Below are 22,892 nucleotides of genomic sequence, written 5' to 3'. Positions count from 1 at the left end.
CAGGATGATCATCCTGCCCCGCTTCTTTTTATAAGGTTACTTCTTTTGTGGAAGTATCTCTATCCAGTAGTCATCCGGGTCGTTGATAAAATAAAGCCCCATGGCTGTATTCTCAAAACAGACACAATTCATTTCTTTGTGGTATTGCCGTATGGCGTCATAGTCGCCGGCTACACGAAAGCATAAATGACTTTCGTTTTCTCCCAGTTCATAGGGGGAGGTATGATCTTTCAGCCAGGTCAGTTCCAGTAGGAAGCCGGTTTCGTTGTCCGTCAGGTAGACCAGGATGAAAGAACCGTCGGAAGCTTCCTTCCGACTATGTTCTTTTAAGCCAAGCGCTTTTTCATAAAAAGCAATGCTTCGCTCCAGATTCGTTACATTGATATTAAAGTGATCAAATCTACTTTTAATTTCCATGATTGCTATCTTGTTATTTTTTCATCAATAGCTTCACGATTTCTCCGACATACGTACGGGGTTGTCCGGCTTGCGGAGTCGTTTGTGAAGGTAGTTTCTTACATTCGATAACAGCCGAAGGGGTCGTTTGGTTCGGAGCGTATAGTTTCAGTGTATAAGTTTCTGCTTTTTCTATCGCTTCGTAGGGCTGATCGGCAGAAAGTGTGCAATAAGCTACGGCTTTACCGTTTTGATAACCCAGTGCGCCGCCTGCGTTGGCTGTCATATTGGTCATGTTGAATTCATCTTTGCCGATAGAGATCACCAGTTTTCCATTGCCCATCAATGCATATACATCACCCGGAATCTGCTTCAGATCGATTTCTGTATATCCCGGCATATCTGCTGAAGCCTTGCCGACAGGAGTTGCAGGCGTTAAAGTAGCAGCAGGAGTAGTTGACTGATCTGCTTCTGCAGTGGTAACTTTACCGCCTTGACCAATCACCAGCGGACCTGCAGCGGCAACGATAGACGGTTTCTGTGCTTCTTCTTCTTTTTTCTTTTTCTCAGACTTCGGACGAGTATCGGGAGCACCGAAGGCTACAGCTACATCCATAAAGATGTCATCGGCAAAGTCTACCGTTTTTCTGCGCCATTTAGCCAAGCCGCGTACCAGTTTGGTTTTAGCTTTGTTCAGTGCATATTCATCTGTAATCCATTCTTCTGCTTTGTATTTTTCTGTTTCGCGGTAGGTGAAACGGATTTTTTCCAGTTCTACCAAGCAACTGCCCAGTTTGCAGGTAACAGTGATCTGATAATTGACCCAAGTGCGGTCCAATGACAGGGCGCTGGAGTAAAATGTGATCCATTCTTCACCTACACCGGCGATGGTTCCTTGTGCTTCATCGCTGAAAACGACGCGGCTGTCCGGATTATTGTTTTCTTTCAGACGTTCGTTCATCCACTTCATGACAGTGTCGTAGATTTGCTTCTGACTCATTCCGGGAATCTGGAATTCCTTGGAAAATACTACTTTACCATCTACTACAGGAACAGCTCCCGCAAGGTATCTGGTATCATCTCTTTTTTCTTTGTGCGATTCGGCTCTCATTGCCATTGGCAGGCATGTGAGAAGCATGGTAAGAAACAGGATTGTTAACTTATTCATAATTATTATTGTGTTTATTTGGTTATTTCAAAACTTTCGCCCCGATGGGTGATGCTGACAAACCGGCATCCTGCATTTTCGGCAAAATCACGGAGGGCATTTCCGCCTTCGTAGTCTTCACTGAAGTGCATGGGTACAAATATAGTAGTTTTTATTTGTTCGATGAACTGTTTTGCACCTTTCATATAATCTTTTCCCATCCTGCGGTCCACTGGGAACAGCGCTAAATCGATCTTCGGTGCTTTTTCTTTTAAATATTTAACTTCTGCAAGGAAGTCTCCGTTGGCTTTTCGTATCTCCGCTTCGGTAGATTCTTCACTCCAGTGCCAGTTGTTCAGATCGCCTGCATGGAAGATGTTCCAGTCTTGCAGATGGATCAGGAACGAACTGCCGACATCGGTCGAGCCGAATGCTTCGATGCGGATCGTCTCGTCTTCGTAGGTTTCTCCTTTTTTAATATAGGTAGCGTCTTCGGGCTTTGCACGATGGCTTTTCAGAATATCTTTGGAGAAAATGTACCGGATGTCGGGACGTGCTTCTTTCCACGTCAGTATTTCACGGTTGAAGTGGTCGGGGTGAAAGTGAGTGGCCAATACATAGAGTTTACCCGGTCTTTGCAGGAGGTAGTCATGTACGATTCCCCGGTTATGTTCAGTTTCCGAAGAATCTTTGTAATAATCGATGATGACGGTCACACCTTCTGCTTCGATGGCAAAACCGCTATGATAAATATAATCCAGTGTCATGAGCTGATTATTTTTACAGTTGCAATATTACGTATTCTAGTTGGAGTTGGCAAGAAAAATCAGTGAAATCAGGGAGAAAGTCGATTGATTTCCCATTTTCCATCCGTCTTTAGGGTATACAGGAAGCGATCGTGTAACCGGTTGGGGCGTCCTTGCCAAAACTCCATTCGGGTAGGAGTGACGGCATATCCGCCCCAGTTGTCGGGCCGTTCCACTTCTTTTCCCAGCCATCGGGCAGCTTCTTTGACGAAAGCGCGTATCAGTTGCATCCGGCTTGCGATAGGCTGGCTTTGTGGAGAAATACGTGCACCGATGCGGCTTTTATAAGGGCGCTTCCGGAAATATTCGTCCGATTCCTCCGGAGAAACTTTCGCGGCAGTACCTTCGATGTGTACTTGCCTTTCAAGTTCATGCCAGACAAAGGAAAGTGAAATGTACGGATTTTGTGCCAGTTGCCTTCCTTTGCGGCTTTCGTAGTTGGTATAGAAGATAAACTTTCCGTCATGCAGTCCTTTCAGCAGTACGGTACGGGTCGAGGGTCTGCCTTCGGGAGATACGGTACCTACAATGATGGCGGTCGGTTCTTCTACGTTTGCGTCGATGGCTTCCTGTAGCCAGCGGCTGAAAAGTGAAAGCGGGTCGCAGGGAAGTTCGCTTTCCCTTAACCCGCTTTTGGTATATTCTTGCCGGATATCAGCTATATTCTTCATTCATTCAAGATTCATGATTTCTAATTCCAAATTTCTACATCGGTACTTCTATCAATAAGATATGTGAGTCCTTCAATGTTTCGAGTTCGAAACTTTTCGTATCATAGACGCCCATTCCGTCGCGACGTTTCAGTACTTCTCCGTCTACTACGATTTCTCCTTCGATCAGGAAAATGTATACGCCGCCATGACTTTGGTGCAAGTGATAACCGAGTTTCTTTCCGGCTTCCACCTTTCCGATAGAAAACCAGGTGTCTTGTAGAAGTGAAGCGGGAGTACTGCCGTCGGGCGATACAATCACTGCCAGTTCGTTCGGTCGTTCCAGCTCTTTGATGCTGAAATCCTTGTAGACAGGATGTGTATTCCGCTCTCTCGGCATAATCCATATTTGCAGGAATTCTACCGGCTCTACAGGGCTGGCATTCACTTCACTGTGGAAAATACCCGTTCCGGCACTCATCGTCTGAATCTCTCCGACAGTGATGATACGGCTGTTTTTCTTGCTGTCACCATGTTGCAGATGTCCTTTCAATGGAATGGAGATAATCTCCATATTTTTATGCGGATGGGTTTGGAACCCTTCTCCGGGGGCGACTTTGTCGTCATTCAATACGCGGAGGGCACCGAAGTTTATACGGTCAGAATCGAAGTATTCGTCGAAACTGAAGGTATGGTAACTATCCAGCCAGTCATATTGGGAATGTCCTCTTGTATCTGCTTTATGTATTACTTTCTTCATAATTTTCTCCTTTTCTAATTGTTTATATACTTCTGTAACAAGGGAAGTCAGGTAAAGGTTCTATCTCTTCACTTCATTTAGCAAAGGCTTGTGGTTGATGAAATCCTTGATATTCTGAAGTGTGGTCATGGCGATATTTCCCATTGCTTCACGTGTGAAAAAGGCTTGATGCGAAGTGACAATCACATTGTTAAATGAGAGCAGACGGGCAAGCACGTCGTCGTCGATGATGCGGTCGGACTGGTCTTCGTAGAAATATTCGCTTTCTTCCTCGTACACATCCAATCCGGCAGAACCGATTTTCTTGTTTTTTAAGCCTTCGATCAGGGCATTGGTGTGAATCAATTGTCCACGACCGGTATTGATGATCATGACTCCGTCTTTCATTTTGCTGATGGAGTAGTCATTGATCAGATATTTGGTGGCTTCGGTAAGTGGGCAATGTAGGGAAATAATGTCGGAACTATGGTACAATTCGTCCAGAGAAGTATAAACGATTTGTTCTTCCCTGGCAAAGTTGTAGTCGGGATAAAGGTCATAAGCCAGTATATTCATTCCGAATCCCTTTAAGATATGAATCAGAATTTTGGCGATTTTTCCTGTACCGATGATACCTGCCGTCTTACCGTGCATGTCGAATCCCATCAGACCGTGAAGGGAAAAGTTTCCGTCTTTTGTACGCCACGAAGCGCGTGGAATCTTTCGGTTGAGAGAGAGCATGAGTGCTACGGTATATTCGGCAACGGCATAAGGCGAATATGCAGGAACCCGTACAACGGTGATTCCGGCAGTGGCGGCAGCGTTCAGGTCTACATTATTGAATCCTGCACATCGGAGTGCCAGCAGTTTTACTCCGTTGGCTGCCATAGCATGAATGACTTCTGCATCGGCCGTATCGTTGACAAAGATACAGACCGCATCTACTCCTTGCGTCAATAGCACGTTATTCTTATTCAGATGTCCTTTATAATAACGGAATTCAAATCTGAACTCTTTGTTTTTATCGTTGAAAGAAGCTTCGTCATAAGGCTTTGTTCCGAAAAATGCAATTGTATAGGCCATAATATTTTCTGTTTTTATTCTTATTAATAAACGTAAAAACAGGGTGGTTTGTTTATCTTTACCTCCGCTCTGAATGTGAATTGTTTCATTAGAAACAGTTTTTATTTTCAATCAAAATGAGCTGGTAAACGAAAATAAGTGCACAAACATACGTCTCGTGTGCAGGAATATTGTATCTTTGCGCCCGAATTAATTTAAAAAAGATTTAGATGAGAAAAAATTTCTTGATTGGATTTGTAATGTTAATCGTTTCAATTCCAACTTTTGCCGGAGATTATCTAACTAATACGAATCAGAATGCTGCTTTCTTGCGCATGATAGCCCGCGGCGCTTCCATTGATATTGATGGAGTTTATAGTAATCCTGCCGGACTGGCATTCCTTCCCCAAAACGGTTTACAGGTAGCACTGACTATTCAGAGTGCATATCAGACTCGTGATATTGCTGCTACAAGTCCTTTGTGGACTATGGATGGACAGACTTCCGTGCGCAATTATGAAGGAAAAGCTTCGGCTCCCGTTATCCCTTCTGTACATGCTGTATATAAGAATGGTGACTGGGCATTTTCCGGTAGTTTCGCTATCGTTGGTGGTGGTGGAAAAGCTTCTTTCAATACAGGTTTGCCTATGTTTGATGCAGCTGCTATCGGCTTGGTAAATTCTACAAGTGATATGTTGAAACCTAATATGTACAATATCAATTCAGCCATGGAAGGTCGTCAATATATTTATGGTTTGCAGTTAGGGGCAAGCTATAAGATTAATGAACACTTTTCAGTTTTTGCCGGAGCCCGTATGAATTACTTTACAGGTGGATATAAAGGTTTTCTGAATATTGCCTTGAAAGAAGGAGTAGCAGGACAGATCGGTGCTGCTATAGTACAACAAATTATGGGGGCTAATCCTAATTTGAGTTTAGAACAGGCACAGCAGATTGCACAAGAACAATCTGCACCTATGCTTCAGAAACTGAATGATACGAAGCTTGAACTGGATTGTGACCAGACAGGTTGGGGATTGACGCCGATTATCGGTGTAGACGCTAAGTTCGGTAAGTTGAATTTGGCTGCGAAGTATGAGTTCAAAGCTAATATGAATATTGAGAACAATACACATAAATTGGAATTTCCGGATGCTGCTGCTGCCTATATGGCACCTTATCAGCATGGTGTGAATACTCCAAGTGACCTCCCTTCTATGTTATCTGTAGCAGCAAGTTATGAATTCTTGCCTTCTCTTCGTGCTTCAGTAGAGTATCATTTCTTTGATGACAAGAATGCAGGTATGGCTGATAACAAGCAGAAGACATTGAAACATGGAACACACGAATACCTGGCTGGTGTAGAATGGGATATAAACAAAATATTCACAGTCAGTGGTGGTTATCAGAAAACTGATTATGGATTGAGCGATGCTTTCCAGACAGACACAAGTTTCTCTTGTGATTCTTATTCAGTCGGTTTGGGCGGTCGTATTAATCTTAGTAAGGCGTTAAGTTTAGATGTTGCTTATTTCTGGACTACCTACAGCGATTATACCAAAGAAAATCCACGTGGCTTGGATGGGGCTATGGCTTCAATGGATAAAGATGTTTATAGTCGTACAAACAAAGTGTTTGGTGTAAGTGTAAACTATAAGTTCTAATATTAATCCGCTACGATTTTATATTAAAGAAGCCGTCTCGAACATTGTTCAGAGGCGGCTTCTCATATTATATATACCTAATATTATATATGTAATAGATTAGAAAGAATATTGTACCAGCATATTCAGCCGATTGGCATGGCGGGTAGAAGAGTTGAAATCAGTGCGCCATCCTCTCAGATATTCAACACCTACTTGCATATTGCTAGTCACATTCCAGAAAGCATTTGCTACGAAATACTGTCCTTTTCGGTATGCTTCCGGATTATCACTCGGATAGTTGTTTTCAGAGTAAAGTCTGGATAAGCTGTATGTACCGGATACAAAGATATTCGGGCAAATATTATATTGCAACCCCGCATACCAGCCCAGCATCGGAAGAACCTGCATCTTGCCTTCATTATCCGGATCGGGAACGATGTCCACATTCAGATTACTTAAGTCGTTCAGATAAGAACCAATTCCTTTTCCATAATTAAACTGTCCGAACACTTGCCACTTCTTGGTTACATTAAAGGTGGTAGATGCTTGCAGGCCAAATCCGGTAGTCGAAAAAGCCTTGTCGTGCACATTACTTGAATAAGTCATGCTGCGTACGATTGCACCCAACTTAATATGACTGTTACTATTCCAGTTATACTGTGCAGAAGCTGCAAAATCCGGCATTCGTTGCGTGTTGATAGATACATCGCTATTCGTTGTACCGTCTACCGAAGGCATTTCCATGGCAACGCCGAATCTCCAGTTTTTCAGTTTATCGCACATATAACTCAGTTGAGTGGTACGATAGAAAGCGGAACCGTTCGGACCGGCGAAGTCAATTGTTGCAGGCAGAGCCGAAAGGTCCATGAATGAACCGTAGCTGTATCCGATGGTAAATCCTAAGAACTGCGCATACGCATTTTGAAGTTCAAACGTCTTCCCATCTCCACGGAAGTTTCCGGCGGTATACACCACGAAGTCGCCCAGATGCTTGGTTCGTCCTACCAATTTCAGGAATAGGGTAGAAGTGGTGATGTCCATCTGAAATTGATTCTTGGCAAAATTTCCCTTTCCGGGCTGTCCGATCAATGCCGGATAGAAATCCACATCGTCAACGATGCCGTTGAAATCATACTCTGCCGTCGCACGTACGTAGCCACCGATACCAAGGGCGAATTTTCCTTTCTGATCCGTCAGAAGGAAGCGGGGAGCATTCGGGTCGTGAAAACGCATCTGAGAGCGGTCGTTCATGATTCGGATGATTTCATCTCCGGCCTTGTCCCTGGAGACGAACATGATGGAATTCGGTTCCTCATCCTCGATGACTACTTTCTTTTGCGCATGAGCACAGACGGGGAAAATTCCGATCCCCAGTAGCATAGCTACCATTTTAAAGCTTGTTTTCATTATCAGTTAAGTTTTAGGTGAATGCCCAATGAACAACTAAAAAAAGAAATGGTTGAGAGGGGCTAAGGAAAAATTGCCAAACTTATCGGAAGAATTGCTATTTATAATCGTTCTAAAAAAGCGGATCTTTGTATCGTACTAATTAGATAAATAAAATACGAGAATGGAAAAAGTAGATTTTACTCAAGGAATATTGGCGATGGAGTCAGACCTGCATCGTTTCGCATATAAGTTGACTTCAGACCGTGATTCTGCCAACGACTTAGTTCAGGATTGTGTATTGCAGGCATTGGATAATCATGAGAAATTTACGCATGCCAAGAATCTGAAAGGATGGATGTTTACCATCATGCGTAATATCTTTGTCAACAACTACCGGCGCACGGTCCGCGAAATGAATTTGATCGATGATACCTATTCCATCAATCAGCAAAGTTTGATAGAAGATGAAGAAGGCGACCGTTTCGAGTTTGCTTATGACATGAAGCAGCTGTATAGAGTGATCCATTCCATCCCCGAAGATATGAAAGTTCCTTTCCAGATGTTTGTAGCTGGATTTAAATACAGGGAAATTGCCGAAAAATTAGGATTGCCGATGGGGACGGTAAAGAGCCGACTTTTCTTTATCCGTAAGCGTCTGAAAGAAGAATTGAAAGACTTCTCCTGATGCAACTTTCTAATTGAGTGATGTGTTTTAAGGTCAAAGTGAAGCCTTCCTGTCAAAATACGACGAATGACAGGAAGGCTTATTTAATTTGAAATATTCTTCCGAAATACTTGGTTTATAAAATAAACCTATTTATATTTGCATCGAGTAAGAGAGATGCGCAGCTCCTTACTTTTTTTAATCCATATAAGGTTTATAAAATAAACTAATTAAATCGTATCAACTAATTGATTGGAGGAAAGTAAAAGATGAAACGCTTGTTATTCATTGCTTTAGGGATTATTTGTTACCACGTTGTTACTTTTGCACAAGAAGTAAAAGTAGAAGTGCGGGGTATTCGTAGTGCAAAAGGCGCTATTATGGTCATGGCACAACAGGATTCGGAATCGAAGCCGGTATATGCGATGGCTACTGCTGTTAAAGATACAGTGACTGTTGTTCTAAAAGATGTTCCATGGGAAAAGTTTTTAATCTCTCTTTTCCATGATGAGAACGGAAACTGGGAATTGGACATGAATGAACAGGGAATACCGGTAGAAGGGTATGCCCGGGAAAAATGCAAGAAAGAGGCGGATGCTTCGGCTACCGTTAAAATGAAGATGTATTATCCGGTAAATGACTAACAGTATGCGATACCTGATATTTCTGATATTGGCCGGCTTTACCGGAGTTACTGCTTGGGGGCAGACTTCGACGACTGCTCGGCCGATGGCTGTGAATGATACTCTGACAGAAGATTCCACTTATGCGTTGCAGGAAGTGGTGGTACGGACAAGTCCTGTGAAACGGAAGGCAGACCGTTTTATCCTGTCCGTCCCTCCTGCACAGAACAAAGACGGAGTCGAACTCCTTCAACAAGCGCCCGGAGTATGGTTGTCCGACGAGCGGATTTCCATCAATGGTTCTTCCGGCACGAAGGTGTTTGTAGATAATAGGGAGATAAAACTTACCGGAGAGATGCTGATAGGCTATCTCCGTTCTTTGAAATCGGACGATATTGCCCGCGTTGAAGTGCTTCCAATGGCGGGAGCCGATAAGGATGCCGATGCTCAGGGAGGTGCTATACATATTATAATGAGACGTCATACGGACAAAGGATTTCAGGGAAATCTTTCTATGAATGCTTCTTTTGCCTCTTCCTTGCAATCTTATCAGCCTAGTGGTAGCTTGAATTATCATAGTGGGAAGTGGGATACCTATGGATTTGCTTCCGGTACTTTGGTTCCTCAGAATAAAGGAGATTTGTACGTTACCCGTGATTATGTAGCGGGAGATAAAGGTTTTTCCAGTCTGGCCCGTATGAAGCAGCCTTCGCGTTACGGGACGATTCGGATGGGAACAGTTTATACGATGGACTCTTCCAATAGTCTGGGAGTAGAGCTGGAGTATGTTCGTCGCGGATACATCTGGCCGTCTCAGAGTTACTCTACTCTGTCGGTAGGACCGCTGGATATGGAAAGTCAGGGTGTGTATCGTCAGAAAGAGACTTACAATATGTATACAGCTACTGCCAACTATATACATAAACTGGATAAGGACGGTTCGGTGCTGAAGCTTGTCACCGACTATATCTCTAAAGATCTGCATGGCAGAAATCAGTATCAAATTTTTCAGGAGATAGGTGCTCTAAATAAAGATACCGTTTACCGTTCCCGCTCTAATGCCACTTATCAGATCGCAACTGCCGATCTGTCGTGGAAACAACAGTTACATAAGAAATCGTTTTTCCAGATAGGAATGAAATATACCTATACGGGAATGAAAGATGATGCCTGTTACGAAGGGCTGGAACCTGACGAAAGTTGGAAGCCCAATGTTGCTTATGGATATGAACTCGATTATCACGAGAATATCGGTGCTTTATACGGAACTTATTCTCTGGATATGAAAAGAGGATCTGTTCATATTGGACTTCGGGGAGAATATACGCAAACCTCCAATGAAACAGAACGTCGGACGAGAAAATACTGGGATTGGTTTCCACATATCGACGGAAATTTCTATTTTGATGAAATTCACAAGTGGATGCTTATCGGTCAGTATGGACGCTATATAGAACGTCCGACTTTTTCGGCTCTCAACCCGAACCGGATTCAGACTTCCGAATATAGTTATCTGATAGGCAACCCGATGTTGCGTCCTACTTATATTAATAAATTCAGTATTACGCTGGTCTATAACTTCCGGTATACATTGACTGTTGGCGGCAATTTGCACCATGATCTGATCCGTCAGTTTGGTAAAGAAGATGCGGAGAATTCGGATATATCATATGTCATCAATGAGAATCACAATCGTGAGAACCATTGGTTCGTAGCCATCACTGCTCCCTGGCAGCCGCTCAATTGGCTGAATCTGAATGCCAGCTTTATCGGAGTGAGGCAAGATATCCGCATGTATCGGGAGGACGATTACTTTGGGCACTTCCTTTATTTCGCCAATGCTAATGCTACGGTCCTTTTACCGTCAGACTATTCGTTGGAAGCACAATATAATGGAGTTAGCCGGTTGTATTCCGGTAATAGCGGGATCGATCCTCGTCATACATTCAACCTGCACCTGCGCAAAAAATGGAAAGACGGGCGTTGTGTAGCTACTTTGGGGGTAGACAATATCTTCAACCGATATAATTCTTATTTCAGCAATGTACCGAGTTATTCATCTCAAAATCGTTTTGAACTGGCTTCGAGCGGAAGACTGATGAAACTCACATTTACCTGGAATTTCAATCATGGAAAGAAATCGGGTGCGGTGACTGTAGAAAAGAAATCGGCAAGTGAAAGAAGCCGTATCGAAGGAAAATAGACAAGGATTTTTGGTTTATTACGTAAACAATATTATTTTTGAAACAAAATTGATAGAATATGGAAGACAAGAGAATTTCAGAGAAAGAGAGTTTGGAACTGATTGCCTGCATGATTCGGGAGACGCAGGACAATACAGCCCGTTATGCAGCCTACCCATTATTGATATGGGGATATACTACTGTGGCTATATCACTTGTGGTATGGTACTTTTATTTGCAGACGGGAGTGTGGCAGATCAATTTTCTCTGGTTTGCTTTGCCTGTCATTGCCGGACCGCTGACTATCTTTTTTAATAGGAAAGACAAGAATAAGGGAGCAAAAAATTACATAGACCGGGTGACTGGTCAGATATGGGCTGTGTTTGGAGTAGTAGGTTTTTGTCTGTCTTGCATGGCATTTGTTGTCCGTATTGATATTCTGTTTGTAATTTCCTTATTGATGGGGATGGGGGCTACTCTTACGGGGTTGGTATGTAAGTACAAGCCGCTTAGTATAGCAGGGATGACTGGTATCGCCCTTTCTTTTTCCATGCTTTTTATTCATGGAAGCGGGGTATATCTGGTGTTTGCCGCCATCTTTATAGTGATGATGATTGTCCCCGGACATATTATGAATAAACAGATGAAGAAGCAATGTTTAAAGAACTGAATCCTATCTTGCATTCACAGCTTCGCTTGGCTATAATGTCGATTCTGCTGACGGTGGAGGAGGCTGAGTTCGTCTACTTGAAAGAGAAGACCCAGTCGACAGCGGGAAACCTCAGTGTGCAGTTGGATAAGCTGAGTGAAGCCGGATATATCGAGGTGGAAAAAAGCTTTGTAGGCAAAAGGCCGCGTACTGCCTGCCGGATCACTGCCGGAGGCAGGAAAGCGATGGAGGAATATGTGGAGACGCTGAAGGAGTATCTTTCGGGGTTGTAGTTCATGCCCCGAATAAAGTTATCGGATAACTTTGCCTTCTCGCTTTTTTCTTCTACCTTTGCACCCCGAAACAAGTAAAAAGATGTATGATGCCGTGAATAGCGGTCGTGTATTCTAGAACACCACGTAAAAAACAGGAGTTATGAAAGAAAAAGTATCAGTACCTTTTATGTTGCTGGGCATTCTCTTCAATGTATGCCTCATTGCAGCCAATCTTCTTGAAACGAAAGTAATTCAGGTCGGCAGCCTGACTGTCACAGCCGGATTATTGGTTTTTCCTATTTCTTATATCATTAATGATTGTATCGCCGAAGTTTGGGGATTCAAGAAAGCACGTCTTATTATCTGGAGTGGTTTTGCTATGAACTTCTTTGTGGTAGGGCTTGGCTTGATAGCTGTTGCGATACCTGCTGCTCCGTTCTGGGAAGGCGAAGAGCATTTCGATTTTGTATTCGGTATGGCTCCCCGCATCGTAGCAGCCAGTTTGATGGCTTTCCTTGTCGGTTCATTCCTGAATGCGTATGTGATGAGTAAGATGAAGATTGCCAGTCAGGGGCGGAACTTCTCTGCCCGGGCTATTCTCTCAACGATTGTCGGCGAGACTGCCGATTCGTTGATTTTCTTCCCGATAGCTTTCGGAGGCATCATTGCCTGGAAAGAGCTGCTTATCATGATGGGACTTCAGATCGTACTGAAATCTATGTACGAAGTTATCATCCTTCCGGTGACTATCCGCGTAGTGAAAGTGATTAAGAAGGTAGACGGCAGTGACGTGTACGATACTAATATTTCTTATAACGTACTGAAAGTCAAAGATATTTAATGAAACGACTTCTTCCGGCCTGCTTCGAGGGCTGAGAATATAAAGAGAATTTTATGATGAACAGAGAGACTGCATTGGTTGTGTTCAGTGGCGGACAGGATTCTACCACTTGCCTCTTTTGGGCGAAACGCAACTTTAAAAAAGTATACGCTTTGAGTTTCCTTTATGGTCAGAAGCACCAGAAAGAAGTGGAACTCGCCAGAGAAATAGCCCGAAAGGCAGAAGTGGAATTTGATGTGATGGATGTGTCTTTCATAGGAACATTGGGACATAATTCGTTGACTGACACCACGATGGTAATGGATCAGGAAAAGCCCGCAGGCAGCGTCCCCAATACTTTTGTTCCGGGACGTAATCTGTTTTTCCTGAGTATTGCTGCGGTATATGCCCGCGAACGTGGCATCAACCATTTGGTGACGGGAGTTTCTCAGACTGACTTTAGCGGCTATCCCGATTGCCGGGACGCGTTTATTAAGTCTTTGAATGTGACATTAAACCTGGCAATGGATGAACAATTCGTGATTCATACCCCTCTGATGTGGATTGATAAAGCAGAAACTTGGGCTTTGGCAGATGAATTGGGAGTACTGGATTTGATCCGTAACGAGACTTTGACATGCTATAATGGCATTCAGGGGGATGGTTGCGGGCATTGTCCCGCCTGTACGCTGCGTCGTGAGGGGCTGGAGAAGTATTTAAAAAAGAAGAATCAATAATATCTCTACATAGAGACTAAAAACGTGTTTTTTATTGTCACTTGTCACTTTTGAAGATTAACTCCTTGATTACGAATGAATAAAGGGTGATAATAGATGGTGATAATAGGGTGATAATAACCGATAAATGCTTTTTTATTGTCACCTTTATTGTTGCTGACAGCTGCTTGCCATTCTATTATTGGTGTTCGTTTCATTTCGGGATGTGCAAGGGTAAAGAAGTCATTGCCGGTTGTTTCAAGAAGTTTCAAGCGGTTGAAACTTTGGTTCCATAGGTTTGAAACCTTAGTTCCATAGGCTTGAAACTTTAGTTTCTATTACTTGAAACCATAGTTTCATACGCTCGAAACTTTTAGTTTCAAGGCTTTGAAACTAGAGTTCCATCATAGTGAAACACTTCATTCCTTTATAGGAAACGACTAAAAGCAACGGTCGTTTTGATAATAGGAGTACCGGATGATAATAGGAATACCGGATGGTGAAAGATGAAAGATCGGTGAAAGATTGCAATAATCAATCTTTCACCGCTGAACCATCGATGGATAAGCCGTTTCAGAGAATATGGTGACAGGTGAAAGATGTTTTGCGTTTTTTTCTATATGAAGAGAGTTTAAAACTATATTAAACAATGGCTGAATTAAAAGACCAACTTTCCTTATTAGGAAGAAAAACGGAGTATAAACAAGACTATGCTCCTGAAGTATTGGAGGCTTTCGATAATAAGCATCCGGAAAATGACTACTGGGTACGTTTCAACTGTCCCGAATTTACAAGCCTGTGCCCCATAACCGGACAACCTGACTTTGCAGAAATACGTATCAGCTACATCCCCGACATTAAGATGGTGGAAAGCAAGAGTTTGAAACTTTATCTGTTCAGCTTCCGTAATCATGGTGCATTTCATGAAGACTGTGTGAACATCATCATGAAAGATTTGATAAAACTGATGAATCCCAAATATATCGAGGTTACGGGTATCTTTACTCCACGTGGCGGTATTTCGATTTATCCGTATGCCAATTATGGCCGTCCGGGAACGAAGTTCGAACAGATGGCAGAGCACCGGTTGATGAATCGGGAATAACCAGATATAAAAATAATAATACGAGCAGAATATGACTCATAATATACCTACTGAATTGCAGAGATACGTGCAGGAAAGGATTATCCCGCAATATGCCGGCTTTGATAAGGCGCACCAGATAGACCATGCAGAAAAAGTGATCGAAGAAAGTCTGAAGCTGGCTCTTCATTATGAAGTCGATTCTGCAATGGTTTATACGGTTGCCGCTTATCACGACTTGGGTTTATGCGAGGGACGTGAATTTCATCATATCGTTTCGGGCAAAATATTGTTGGCGGATGAAACTTTGCGTCAGTGGTTTACCGATGAACAAATGCTGCAGATGAAGGAAGCGATAGAGGATCATCGTGCCTCCAACCGAGATGCTCCGCGAAGTATCTACGGGAAAATAGTGGCTGAGGCAGACCGGATTATTGATCCGGAAGTAACACTGCGCCGCACCGTACAGTATGGTTTGTCTCATTATCCGGAGATGGATAAAGAGCAGCAGTATGAACGCTTCCGGAAACATCTTGCCGATAAATATGCAGAAGGAGGGTATCTGAAGTTATGGATACCCCAGTCTGATAATGCCGGACGGTTGGCGGAGTTGCGTCAGTTGATGGAGAATGAGGAAGAACTGCGAACGGTATTTGATAAATTATATTTAGCGGAAAACTCAGCAGGATAAGGAGAGTTTGCTGTTGAATGGAGGCATGTTATTCATGATGATACGGCCCTCCATTCAATATCGTCATCGCCCGATAAATCTGTTCCACGAAGATCAGCCGTATCATCTGATGTGAAAACGTCATCTTCGACATTGAAATCTTTTCATTAGCTACCTGATACACCTTCTCCGAAAATCCGTAAGGACCACCGATGACAAATACCAACCGCTTATTCACCGTATTCATCTTCCGCTTCATGTAATCGGCAAATTCGAGTGAACGCATTTCCTTCCCGTGCTCATCGAGCAGTACGATCACATCCCCCGGTTGCAACGCTTTCAATATCAGTTCCCCTTCTTTCTCCTTCTGCTGATCCATCGAAAGGCTCTTGGTATTCTTCAGTTCGGGGATCACTTCCATATCAAAAGTGATGAAGCGTTTGGTACGCTGAATATAGTCATTAATAGCTGTAATATAGTGTTGTTCTACGGTTCGTCCAACGACGAGCAAAGTTGTTTTCATGCGTCTGATATTCTGATTCGAGCACAAAAATAGGCATTTTTTATGTTATTCTGCAATTAATGCTTACCTTTGCCTATCATTAGTTGAAAGTTTAAGCCTTTAAACTTCAACCCAAAAGCTTGGATTTATGAAGAAACGAGTGCTTTTAGGAATGGCCTCTTTGCTTCTTTCTGTCTCATTGCTGATGGCGCAGGAGATACCGGCAGGAGTGATTACGGCATTTAAGCGGGGAAGCTCGCAGGAACTGAGTAAGTATATGGGAGACAAGGTAAACCTCGTTCTCCAAGGCAGCTCGGCAAACGTTGACAAGAAGAAAGCGACAGCAATGATGCAAGAGTTTTTCACGGAAAACAAGGTCAACGCATTTGACGTGAATCATCAGGGAAAACGGGATGAATCCAGTTTTGTCATAGGTACGCTGACGACTACAAAAGGGAAATTCCGTGTGAACTGCTTCCTGAAAAAAGTGCAGACTCAATATTTAATACACCAAATAAGAATTGACAAGATCAATGAATAAGGAAAAAGAACTGATCGACAAACTGATCGATCTTGCTTTTGCAGAAGATATAGGTGATGGTGACCATACCACCCTTTCGTGTATTCCCGCTACTGCAATGGGAAAATCAAAACTACTGATCAAAGAAGCCGGTGTACTGGCCGGAATCGAAGTTGCCAAAGAAATCTTCAACCGTTTCGACCCGTCCATGAAAGTGGAAGTGTTTATCAATGACGGCACCGAAGTGAAACCGGGCGACGTAGCCATGATCGTAGAAGGAAAAGTACAATCCTTGCTCCAGACCGAACGCCTGATGCTGAACGTCATGCAGCGTATGAGCGGTATCGCAACCATGACCCGCAAGTATGCCAGACAACTGGAAGGCACTCACACCCGCGTGTTGGATACCCGCAAGACAACTCCGGGTATGCGTATCCTCGAAAAGATGGCAGTCAAAATCGGTGGAGGTGTAAACCATCGTATCGGTCTGTTCGACATGATTCTGCTGAAAGACAATCACGTGGATTTTGCCGGAGGCATCGACAAAGCGATCAACCGTGCCAAGGATTACTGCAAGGAAAAGGGCAAGGACCTGAAGATTGAAATCGAAGTACGCAACTTCGACGAATTGCAGCAAGTGCTTGACTTGGGTGGCGTAGACCGCATCATGTTCGACAACTTTACACCCGAAATGACTAAGAAGGCAGTCGATATGGTAGCCGGCAAATACGAAACAGAATCTTCCGGCGGTATCACTTTCGATACCCTTCGCGACTATGCCGAATGTGGCGTAGACTTTATCTCTGTTGGAGCTCTGACTCATTCGGTGAAAGGACTTGACATGAGTTTCAAAGCATGCTGAATCTATAAGTGATGAACTGATAATAAATAAACGGTGAACAGTGCTGTTGCTATCGTGCTGCAGCTGTTCACCGTTTATTATTTACGAATCACATTTCTTTAACTTCTTTTAGCAAAACTCTTTGCAGCATTCCTCAAATACTTGCGTCTAAAGGATAAAAACGGCGCAGACATACGTTCGATTTAAAAAAGACAATTGGCATTGGAAAACGAGATAGAACTGATAAAGGGCTGTCGGGCAGGACAGGATTCAGCCCGAAAGGAACTTTACACCCTCTATGCCAAACAAATGTTGGCGGTATGCTACCGCTATACGGGCGATATGGATGCGGCGCACGATGTACTGCATGACGGTTTCATCAAGATTTTTACCAACTTCTCGTTCCGGGGTGAATCCTCGCTTTGTACGTGGATCACACGGGTGATGGTGACACAGTCACTGGACTATCTGAGACGGGAGAAACGAGTCAATCAGTTGGTAGTGCATGAAGAGCAGCTTCCCGACATACCGGATATTTCGTCGTCGGGAGGAGGAGCAGGGATCTCCGAAGAACAATTAATGGCGTTTGTCGCCGAATTGCCGGATGGTTGCCGAACCGTTTTCAACCTTTATGTGTTTGAAGAGAAATCGCACAAGGAGATAGCCGGGATGCTTCACATTAAAGAACATTCGTCTACTTCGCAGTTACACAGAGCCAAGTATTTGTTAGCAAAAAGAATAAAAGAATATAGAAATCATGAAGAAAGAAAATGATGAAATAACCGATCTGTTTCGCACTCGTCTCGCTGATGCCGGGATGACTGTTCGGGATGGCTTTTGGGAAGAGCTTTCGCAGGATATCCCTGTGGCTTGTCAGCATCGCCGTCGGTTGATATTCTTCCGTGTGGCAGCGGCAGCATCTGTGTTGCTGGTATTGGCTGCATCCTCAGCTACTTTCTGGTATCTCTCTCCGAAAGAAGAGATGGAGGAGGCGTTTACCAAAATCGTGGTGGCGAACAGCGGAAGAATGGATGGAGATGGTGTACGCGCTAATCAGTTGCCGACGGCAATGGAACCTGTATTGCCGAAACCGGCACCTAAATCATTCGGATTATTATCGCAGTATCCGGAAGAGGGAGACTCGGTTTCCATTTCCTTCTCCATGTCTTTCTCTTTCTCGGCAACTACCACCACGGGAAATGGCAACCGATACGGCAACCAAGGTCGCAACGGTTATTGGCAGGCGAATAATGGTAACACAGAACCATCCGCCGCACAAGAAGAAAAATATACTACCGGTACACCTGCTCCGGTGGAAAACGTAAAAAAACATCGCTGGGCTTTGAAAGCGCAGATGGGGACGGCACTTCCGGCAGAGGACGGTGCCTACAAGATGCCGATCTCCGCAGGAGTCACTGTAGAGCGGAAACTGAATGACTATCTCGGAATAGAGACCGGACTGCTTTATTCGAATCTGCGCTCGGAAGGACAGCACCTGCATTATCTGGGCATCCCGCTGAAAGCGAATATTACCTTGATGGATACAAAGAAAATCGACCTCTACGCTACGGTAGGCGGAGTGGCGGACAAATGTATAGCCGGTGCGCCGGACAACAGTTTTAAAGAAGAACCTATCCAACTGGCAGTTACTGCCGGTATCGGAATCACTTACAAAATTAATGACCGATTGGCGGTTTTTGCCGAGCCGGGTGTTTCCCATCATTTCAAGACGGATTCGAAACTGGCTACGGTACGCACGAAACGGCCGACTAATTTTAATTTACTTTGCGGACTTCGCATGACGTATTAATCCTTATAAAAATGAAAAAAACACTTATGATGCTGTGGATGGCTGTTAGCCTGATGGTATCCCTGGTGGGATGCAGCAGCGAAGAAATGGACTATGAGAATCCCGATGTAACCGTTTTTGTGAAACAGCTGAAAGCGGGTACCTATAATATGAAGAATGAAAAAGGGGTCGTGGAAGTTCCTCATTTCACTGAAGAGGACATTCCCGAACTATTGAAATATGCGGAAGATCTGACTATTATTCCTTCTTTCCCGTCAGTCTACAATACGAATAACGGTAAAATCCGTTTAGGTGAATGTATGCTTTGGGTGATAGAATCGATCCGTCAGGGAACAGCCCCGTCGTTAGGTTGCAGGATGGTACTGGCGAATGCCGAAAATTACGAAGCCATCTATTTCCTGACCGACGACGAAGTGCTCGACGCGGCAGCCTGCTATCGTCGATGGTGGGAAGGGCGGAAATATCCGAAGACGACCTGGACGATTGATCCGTGCTACGACGAGCCGCTTTGTGGCTCAGGATACCGATGGTGGTAAAAAAAGAAAAATCCTTCGGTGTATAAAAACTAAAAAACATGAGGCAACGTTTATTTGTATCAGCAGTCTTTGTACTGCCGACAGGGGCGTGCTATGCCCAAAAGGAAACGAATGCGCTCATGCATGATGGGGGTACTTGAGGAATATAGAAAACAGAGGTAGAAAGATGAGTGAATTGATAAAACGTTTGATAACAGCTATGACACTGTGCCTGACAGCTTTGCTTGTACATGCGCAGGAATGGACGAAGGAGGATTCCTTGCGTCTGAGAAAGTTGCTGGACAGTGATCAGGAGCTGAATTTGAATCAGGATGCAGTCAGGCAGATTGATTTCGGCAGCGCTGTCGGTACTCCCCGCATGTCGGTGGAAAAGAAGTGGATGCTGCCCGATGAGTCGCTTCCCGAAGCATTGCCTAAACCGAAAGTGGTATTGAGTCTGATGCCCTATAAGGCAAATACTCCTTATAATTGGGACCCCGTTTTTCAGAAGAAAATAAGAATGGATAAGAATACCTGGCGTGGAGATCCGCATTACGAAATGCGTCATCAAAGGTCGTACAGCAACTGGGCGCATAATCCGATGGCGGGAGGAGTCCGCAAATCATTGGAGGAGATACGGGCGAGCGGGGTACGTTTCCGTCAGTTGAGCGAGCGGGCGAATGGAATGATGGTTAATTCGGTAGTGATGGATAGTCCGATTCCTTTGTTTGGAGGCAGCGGCGTGTACATCAATGGAGGAACTATCGGAGGACTTGATCTGATGGCGGTTTTTACCAAAAACTTCTGGGATAAAAAAGGAAAAGAACGTCGGGAGCGTACGTTGGAAGTGTTGAGAACCTATGGCGATTCGACGACTGTACTGATCAATCGCCCCATTGAACAGATTGCCCGCTGAAACTGTTTTATTAAATATGGACATGTCTCATGTTCCATGTTATCAGATTAGCACATTGAAAAACGATTAATTTATGAACAGAATTACTTCTCTTTTCGGTATTCAGTATCCTATTATTCAAGGTGGCATGGTGTGGTGTAGCGGTTGGCGTCTCGCTTCCGCAGTAAGTAATGCGGGAGGATTGGGACTGCTTGGCGCAGGCTCTATGCATCCGGAGACTCTTCGTGAACATATCCGGAAATGCCGTGCGGCTACAGACCGTCCCTTTGGAGTCAATATTCCCTTGATGTATCCTCAGATTGAAGAAATCATGGCGATTGTTGCCGAAGAGGGCGTCAAGATCGTTTTCACTTCTGCCGGAAATCCTAAAGCATGGACCGGATGGCTGCACGAACGTGGTATTATCGTAGCTCATGTCGTTTCCTCTTCCCGTTTCGCGATGAAATGTGAAGAGGCGGGAGTAGATGCGGTAGTCGCTGAAGGTTTCGAAGCCGGCGGACATAACGGGCGTGAAGAAACTACCACTTTCTGCTTGATTCCTGCGGTACGTAGTGCGACCACTTTGCCTTTGATCGCTGCAGGAGGTATCGGTACGGGAGAAGGTATCTTTGCTGCCATGGTGCTGGGAGCAGAAGGGGTACAAATCGGTACTCGCTTTGCGTTGACGGATGAAAGTTCAGCCAGCCCGGTCTTCAAAGAATATTGTCTGGGTTTGGGAGAAGGAGATACTAAATTATTATTGAAGAAACTGGCTCCGACACGTTTAGTGCGGAATAATTTCCGGGATGCTGTGGAGAGGGCTGAGGATGGCGGTGCTTCTGCCGAAGAATTGCGGACTCTTCTTGGGAGAGGTCGTGCGAAGAAAGGTATCTTTGAAGGGGATCTGGAAGAAGGCGAACTGGAGATAGGGCAGGTGTCGGCTATTGTTTCCCGTCAGCAGTCAGTAGCGGAAGTCATGAATGAATTGGTGGAGGCTATGCAGCGGGCAGCGGAGAAGAAATATTGGTAAAAAAACAAGTTCCGAAGTAGTGGGTTTGGAAAACCTGACTACTTCAGAACTTTACTACTTCAGAAAGTTGGCTGCTTAATCAATTTATAGGTTTATATTTTCATATTTTAGATCGAATACATCCGCTACTGCTTTATATACCACTTTTCCTTCCACTACATTCAAGCCGAGTGCTAGTGCCGGGTCGTCTTTACAAGCTTTTTTCCATCCTTTATTTGCTAAAGCAATGACATAAGGGAGAGTAGCATTGGTCAAAGCCAGCGTAGAAGTATAAGGTACAGCTCCCGGAATATTGGCTACGGCATAATGAACGATACCGTCTATCACATAGGTAGGTGCACTGTGGGTCGTGGGGTGTGACGTTTCGAAACATCCTCCCTGATCTATCGCTACATCCACAAGTACCGTACCGGGCTGCATCATTGCAAGTATATTTCGGGTAATCAGATGAGGCGCTTTATCCCCCGGAATCAGCACGGAACCGATGACCAGATCAACATCCGGCAATTCCTTTTTTATCCTTAATTCGGATGCGTACAGCGTCTTGACATTTTTCGGTAATGTCTCGCTGAGATAGCGCAGGCGTGACAGATTAATATCTGCAACTGTAACATCCGCACCCATTCCCGCAGCCATCTGCGCTGCATTACTTCCGACAATACCGCCTCCGAGAATCAATACTTTGGCAGGCTTTACACCGGGGACTCCTCCCAGAAGGATACCTTTTCCTCCTTGCGGCTTTTCCAAAAAGCGTGCTCCTTCCTGAATGGACATGCGTCCGGCTACCTCACTCATAGGGATAAGCAGGGGTAATGAATGGTCTTCCTTTTCTACAGTTTCGTATGCCAGACAGATCGACTTATTGTCAATCATGGCAAGAGTCAGTTCCTTATCGGAAGCAAAATGGAAGTAAGTGAACAATAACTGTCCTTTTCTGATCAGATGGTATTCGGGCGCGATAGGCTCTTTAACCTTTACAATCATATCTGCTGTGGCATAGACATCTTCTATTGTCGGAAGCACCTGTGCACCGACAGACAGATATGCTTCATCCGGAAAACCACTATTGATACCTGCCGTATGCTGGATATATACTTGGTGACCTTGCTTCACAACTTCGGCAACTCCGGAAGGTGTCATGCCTACCCGGTTCTCGTTGTTCTTGATTTCTTTGGGTACTCCGATGATCATATTGTTATATATTAAAGGTTTAACATGGACCAATGTACGAAAAATCCCCTTACGTTGTTATTCGCAAGG

Annotated in this window: 27 protein-coding genes; 17 read left to right on the top strand and 10 right to left on the bottom strand. The window is 44.2% G+C overall.

The features are described from left to right. Positions 1-36: 36 nt before the first annotated feature. The 6 genes from BT_RS07990 to BT_RS07965 form a co-directional block, all read right to left on the bottom strand. Positions 37-417: a VOC family protein gene (locus BT_RS07990; RefSeq protein WP_008767940.1), complete on the bottom strand. Its 381-nt coding sequence runs from the start codon at positions 415-417 to the stop codon at positions 37-39. A 13-nt stretch (positions 418-430) separates the two neighbouring features. After that, on the bottom strand, positions 431-1,564 hold the full coding sequence (locus BT_RS07985) for a DUF4468 domain-containing protein (RefSeq protein WP_011107873.1): 1,134 nt from the start codon (positions 1,562-1,564) through the stop codon (positions 431-433). Positions 1,565-1,578: 14 nt separating this feature from the next. Next, entirely contained in the window at positions 1,579-2,310 is a 732-nt protein-coding gene (locus BT_RS07980; protein WP_011107872.1) for an MBL fold metallo-hydrolase, read from the bottom strand. 68 nt (positions 2,311-2,378) lie between these two features. Further along, a complete protein-coding gene (gene pdxH / locus BT_RS07975; protein WP_011107871.1) occupies positions 2,379-3,020 on the bottom strand; it encodes a pyridoxamine 5'-phosphate oxidase in 642 nt (213 codons plus the stop codon). 34 nt (positions 3,021-3,054) lie between these two features. Further along, positions 3,055-3,759, bottom strand: coding sequence for a pirin family protein (locus BT_RS07970; RefSeq protein WP_008767943.1), 705 nt, complete (start codon positions 3,757-3,759; stop codon positions 3,055-3,057). Between the two features lie 60 nt (positions 3,760-3,819). Next, positions 3,820-4,821, bottom strand: coding sequence for a 2-hydroxyacid dehydrogenase (locus BT_RS07965; protein ID WP_011107870.1), 1,002 nt, complete (start codon positions 4,819-4,821; stop codon positions 3,820-3,822). 209 nt (positions 4,822-5,030) lie between these two features. Here BT_RS07965 and BT_RS07960 point away from each other — a divergent pair, with 209 nt between their 5' ends. Continuing rightward, positions 5,031-6,464 carry an OmpP1/FadL family transporter gene (locus tag BT_RS07960; protein ID WP_011107869.1) on the top strand — a complete coding sequence of 478 codons (1,434 nt, stop codon included), beginning with the start codon at positions 5,031-5,033 and terminating at the stop codon, positions 6,462-6,464. 99 nt (positions 6,465-6,563) lie between these two features. Here the strand turns inward: BT_RS07960 and BT_RS07955 are convergent, their stop codons facing one another. Continuing rightward, a complete protein-coding gene (locus BT_RS07955; RefSeq protein ID WP_008762154.1) occupies positions 6,564-7,853 on the bottom strand; it encodes a DcaP family trimeric outer membrane transporter in 1,290 nt (429 codons plus the stop codon). A 163-nt stretch (positions 7,854-8,016) separates the two neighbouring features. On the opposite strand from BT_RS07955, the gene BT_RS07950 reads away from it, so the two are divergent. From BT_RS07950 to queC, 7 genes are all read left to right on the top strand, one after another. Beyond that, on the top strand, positions 8,017-8,520 hold the full coding sequence (locus BT_RS07950) for an RNA polymerase sigma factor (protein ID WP_008762155.1): 504 nt from the start codon (positions 8,017-8,019) through the stop codon (positions 8,518-8,520). Between the two features lie 248 nt (positions 8,521-8,768). Beyond that, entirely contained in the window at positions 8,769-9,143 is a 375-nt protein-coding gene (locus BT_RS07945) for a DUF2141 domain-containing protein (protein WP_008762156.1), read from the top strand. A 4-nt stretch (positions 9,144-9,147) separates the two neighbouring features. Further along, positions 9,148-11,325, top strand: a complete 2,178-nt coding sequence (locus BT_RS07940; RefSeq protein WP_011107868.1) for an outer membrane beta-barrel family protein — start codon at positions 9,148-9,150, stop codon at positions 11,323-11,325. Between the two features lie 59 nt (positions 11,326-11,384). Next, positions 11,385-11,975, top strand: a complete 591-nt coding sequence (locus BT_RS07935) for a hypothetical protein (protein ID WP_011107867.1) — start codon at positions 11,385-11,387, stop codon at positions 11,973-11,975. After that, positions 11,960-12,247 (top strand): winged helix-turn-helix domain-containing protein, encoded by a 288-nt coding sequence (locus tag BT_RS07930; RefSeq protein WP_008762199.1) that lies wholly within the window; start codon positions 11,960-11,962, stop codon positions 12,245-12,247. The genes BT_RS07935 and BT_RS07930 overlap by 16 nt, the downstream gene beginning before the upstream one ends. 142 nt (positions 12,248-12,389) lie before the next feature. Next, positions 12,390-13,070, top strand: coding sequence for a queuosine precursor transporter (locus BT_RS07925; RefSeq protein ID WP_008762200.1), 681 nt, complete (start codon positions 12,390-12,392; stop codon positions 13,068-13,070). A gap of 56 nt (positions 13,071-13,126) precedes the next feature. Next, a complete protein-coding gene (queC, locus tag BT_RS07920; protein ID WP_008762201.1) occupies positions 13,127-13,786 on the top strand; it encodes a 7-cyano-7-deazaguanine synthase QueC in 660 nt (219 codons plus the stop codon). Between the two features lie 44 nt (positions 13,787-13,830). On the opposite strand, the gene BT_RS07915 is transcribed toward queC, so the two are convergent. Then, positions 13,831-13,983 carry a hypothetical protein gene (locus BT_RS07915; RefSeq protein WP_008767948.1) on the bottom strand — a complete coding sequence of 51 codons (153 nt, stop codon included), beginning with the start codon at positions 13,981-13,983 and terminating at the stop codon, positions 13,831-13,833. A 431-nt stretch (positions 13,984-14,414) separates the two neighbouring features. Between BT_RS07915 and queF the strand changes: the two genes are divergently transcribed. Together queF and BT_RS07905 are read left to right on the top strand one after the other, a co-directional pair. Continuing rightward, positions 14,415-14,870 (top strand): preQ(1) synthase, encoded by a 456-nt coding sequence (gene queF / locus BT_RS07910; RefSeq protein WP_008762202.1) that lies wholly within the window; start codon positions 14,415-14,417, stop codon positions 14,868-14,870. 31 nt (positions 14,871-14,901) lie between these two features. Beyond that, complete coding sequence (locus BT_RS07905) at positions 14,902-15,540, top strand: HD domain-containing protein (RefSeq protein ID WP_011107864.1); 639 nt, start codon at positions 14,902-14,904, stop codon at positions 15,538-15,540. Between the two features lie 28 nt (positions 15,541-15,568). Here BT_RS07905 and rlmH read toward each other — a convergent pair whose 3' ends face one another. Beyond that, positions 15,569-16,042: a 23S rRNA (pseudouridine(1915)-N(3))-methyltransferase RlmH gene (gene rlmH / locus BT_RS07900; protein WP_011107863.1), complete on the bottom strand. Its 474-nt coding sequence runs from the start codon at positions 16,040-16,042 to the stop codon at positions 15,569-15,571. A gap of 127 nt (positions 16,043-16,169) precedes the next feature. Between rlmH and BT_RS07895 the strand changes: the two genes are divergently transcribed. The 7 genes from BT_RS07895 to BT_RS07860 all read left to right on the top strand — a co-directional run bounded on the left by BT_RS07895 (position 16,170) and on the right by BT_RS07860 (position 21,632). Then, positions 16,170-16,562: a DUF4783 domain-containing protein gene (locus BT_RS07895; protein ID WP_011107862.1), complete on the top strand. Its 393-nt coding sequence runs from the start codon at positions 16,170-16,172 to the stop codon at positions 16,560-16,562. After that, positions 16,555-17,403: a carboxylating nicotinate-nucleotide diphosphorylase gene (gene nadC / locus BT_RS07890; RefSeq protein WP_008762206.1), complete on the top strand. Its 849-nt coding sequence runs from the start codon at positions 16,555-16,557 to the stop codon at positions 17,401-17,403. The genes BT_RS07895 and nadC overlap by 8 nt, the downstream gene beginning before the upstream one ends. 201 nt (positions 17,404-17,604) lie before the next feature. Beyond that, a complete protein-coding gene (locus BT_RS07885) occupies positions 17,605-18,156 on the top strand; it encodes an RNA polymerase sigma factor (protein WP_032850560.1) in 552 nt (183 codons plus the stop codon). Beyond that, positions 18,140-19,192: an outer membrane beta-barrel protein gene (locus BT_RS07880; protein WP_008762208.1), complete on the top strand. Its 1,053-nt coding sequence runs from the start codon at positions 18,140-18,142 to the stop codon at positions 19,190-19,192. Before BT_RS07885 ends, BT_RS07880 begins: the two co-directional genes overlap by 17 nt. 11 nt (positions 19,193-19,203) lie before the next feature. After that, positions 19,204-19,728, top strand: coding sequence for a DUF4943 family protein (locus tag BT_RS07875; protein WP_008762209.1), 525 nt, complete (start codon positions 19,204-19,206; stop codon positions 19,726-19,728). Between the two features lie 199 nt (positions 19,729-19,927). After that, positions 19,928-20,623, top strand: coding sequence for a DUF4858 domain-containing protein (locus tag BT_RS07865; protein WP_162303197.1), 696 nt, complete (start codon positions 19,928-19,930; stop codon positions 20,621-20,623). A gap of 73 nt (positions 20,624-20,696) precedes the next feature. Beyond that, positions 20,697-21,632 (top strand): NAD(P)H-dependent flavin oxidoreductase, encoded by a 936-nt coding sequence (locus BT_RS07860; protein ID WP_011107858.1) that lies wholly within the window; start codon positions 20,697-20,699, stop codon positions 21,630-21,632. Between the two features lie 84 nt (positions 21,633-21,716). On the opposite strand, the gene ald is transcribed toward BT_RS07860, so the two are convergent. Then, a complete protein-coding gene (gene ald, locus BT_RS07855) occupies positions 21,717-22,823 on the bottom strand; it encodes an alanine dehydrogenase (RefSeq protein ID WP_011107857.1) in 1,107 nt (368 codons plus the stop codon). Positions 22,824-22,892 lie beyond the last annotated feature (69 nt).

This window comes from Bacteroides thetaiotaomicron VPI-5482 (assembly GCF_000011065.1).
Taxonomy (GTDB): domain Bacteria; phylum Bacteroidota; class Bacteroidia; order Bacteroidales; family Bacteroidaceae; genus Bacteroides; species Bacteroides thetaiotaomicron.
Note: the sequence above shows the minus strand (reverse complement) of the source record. Positions and strands in the feature narration are given on the sequence as shown.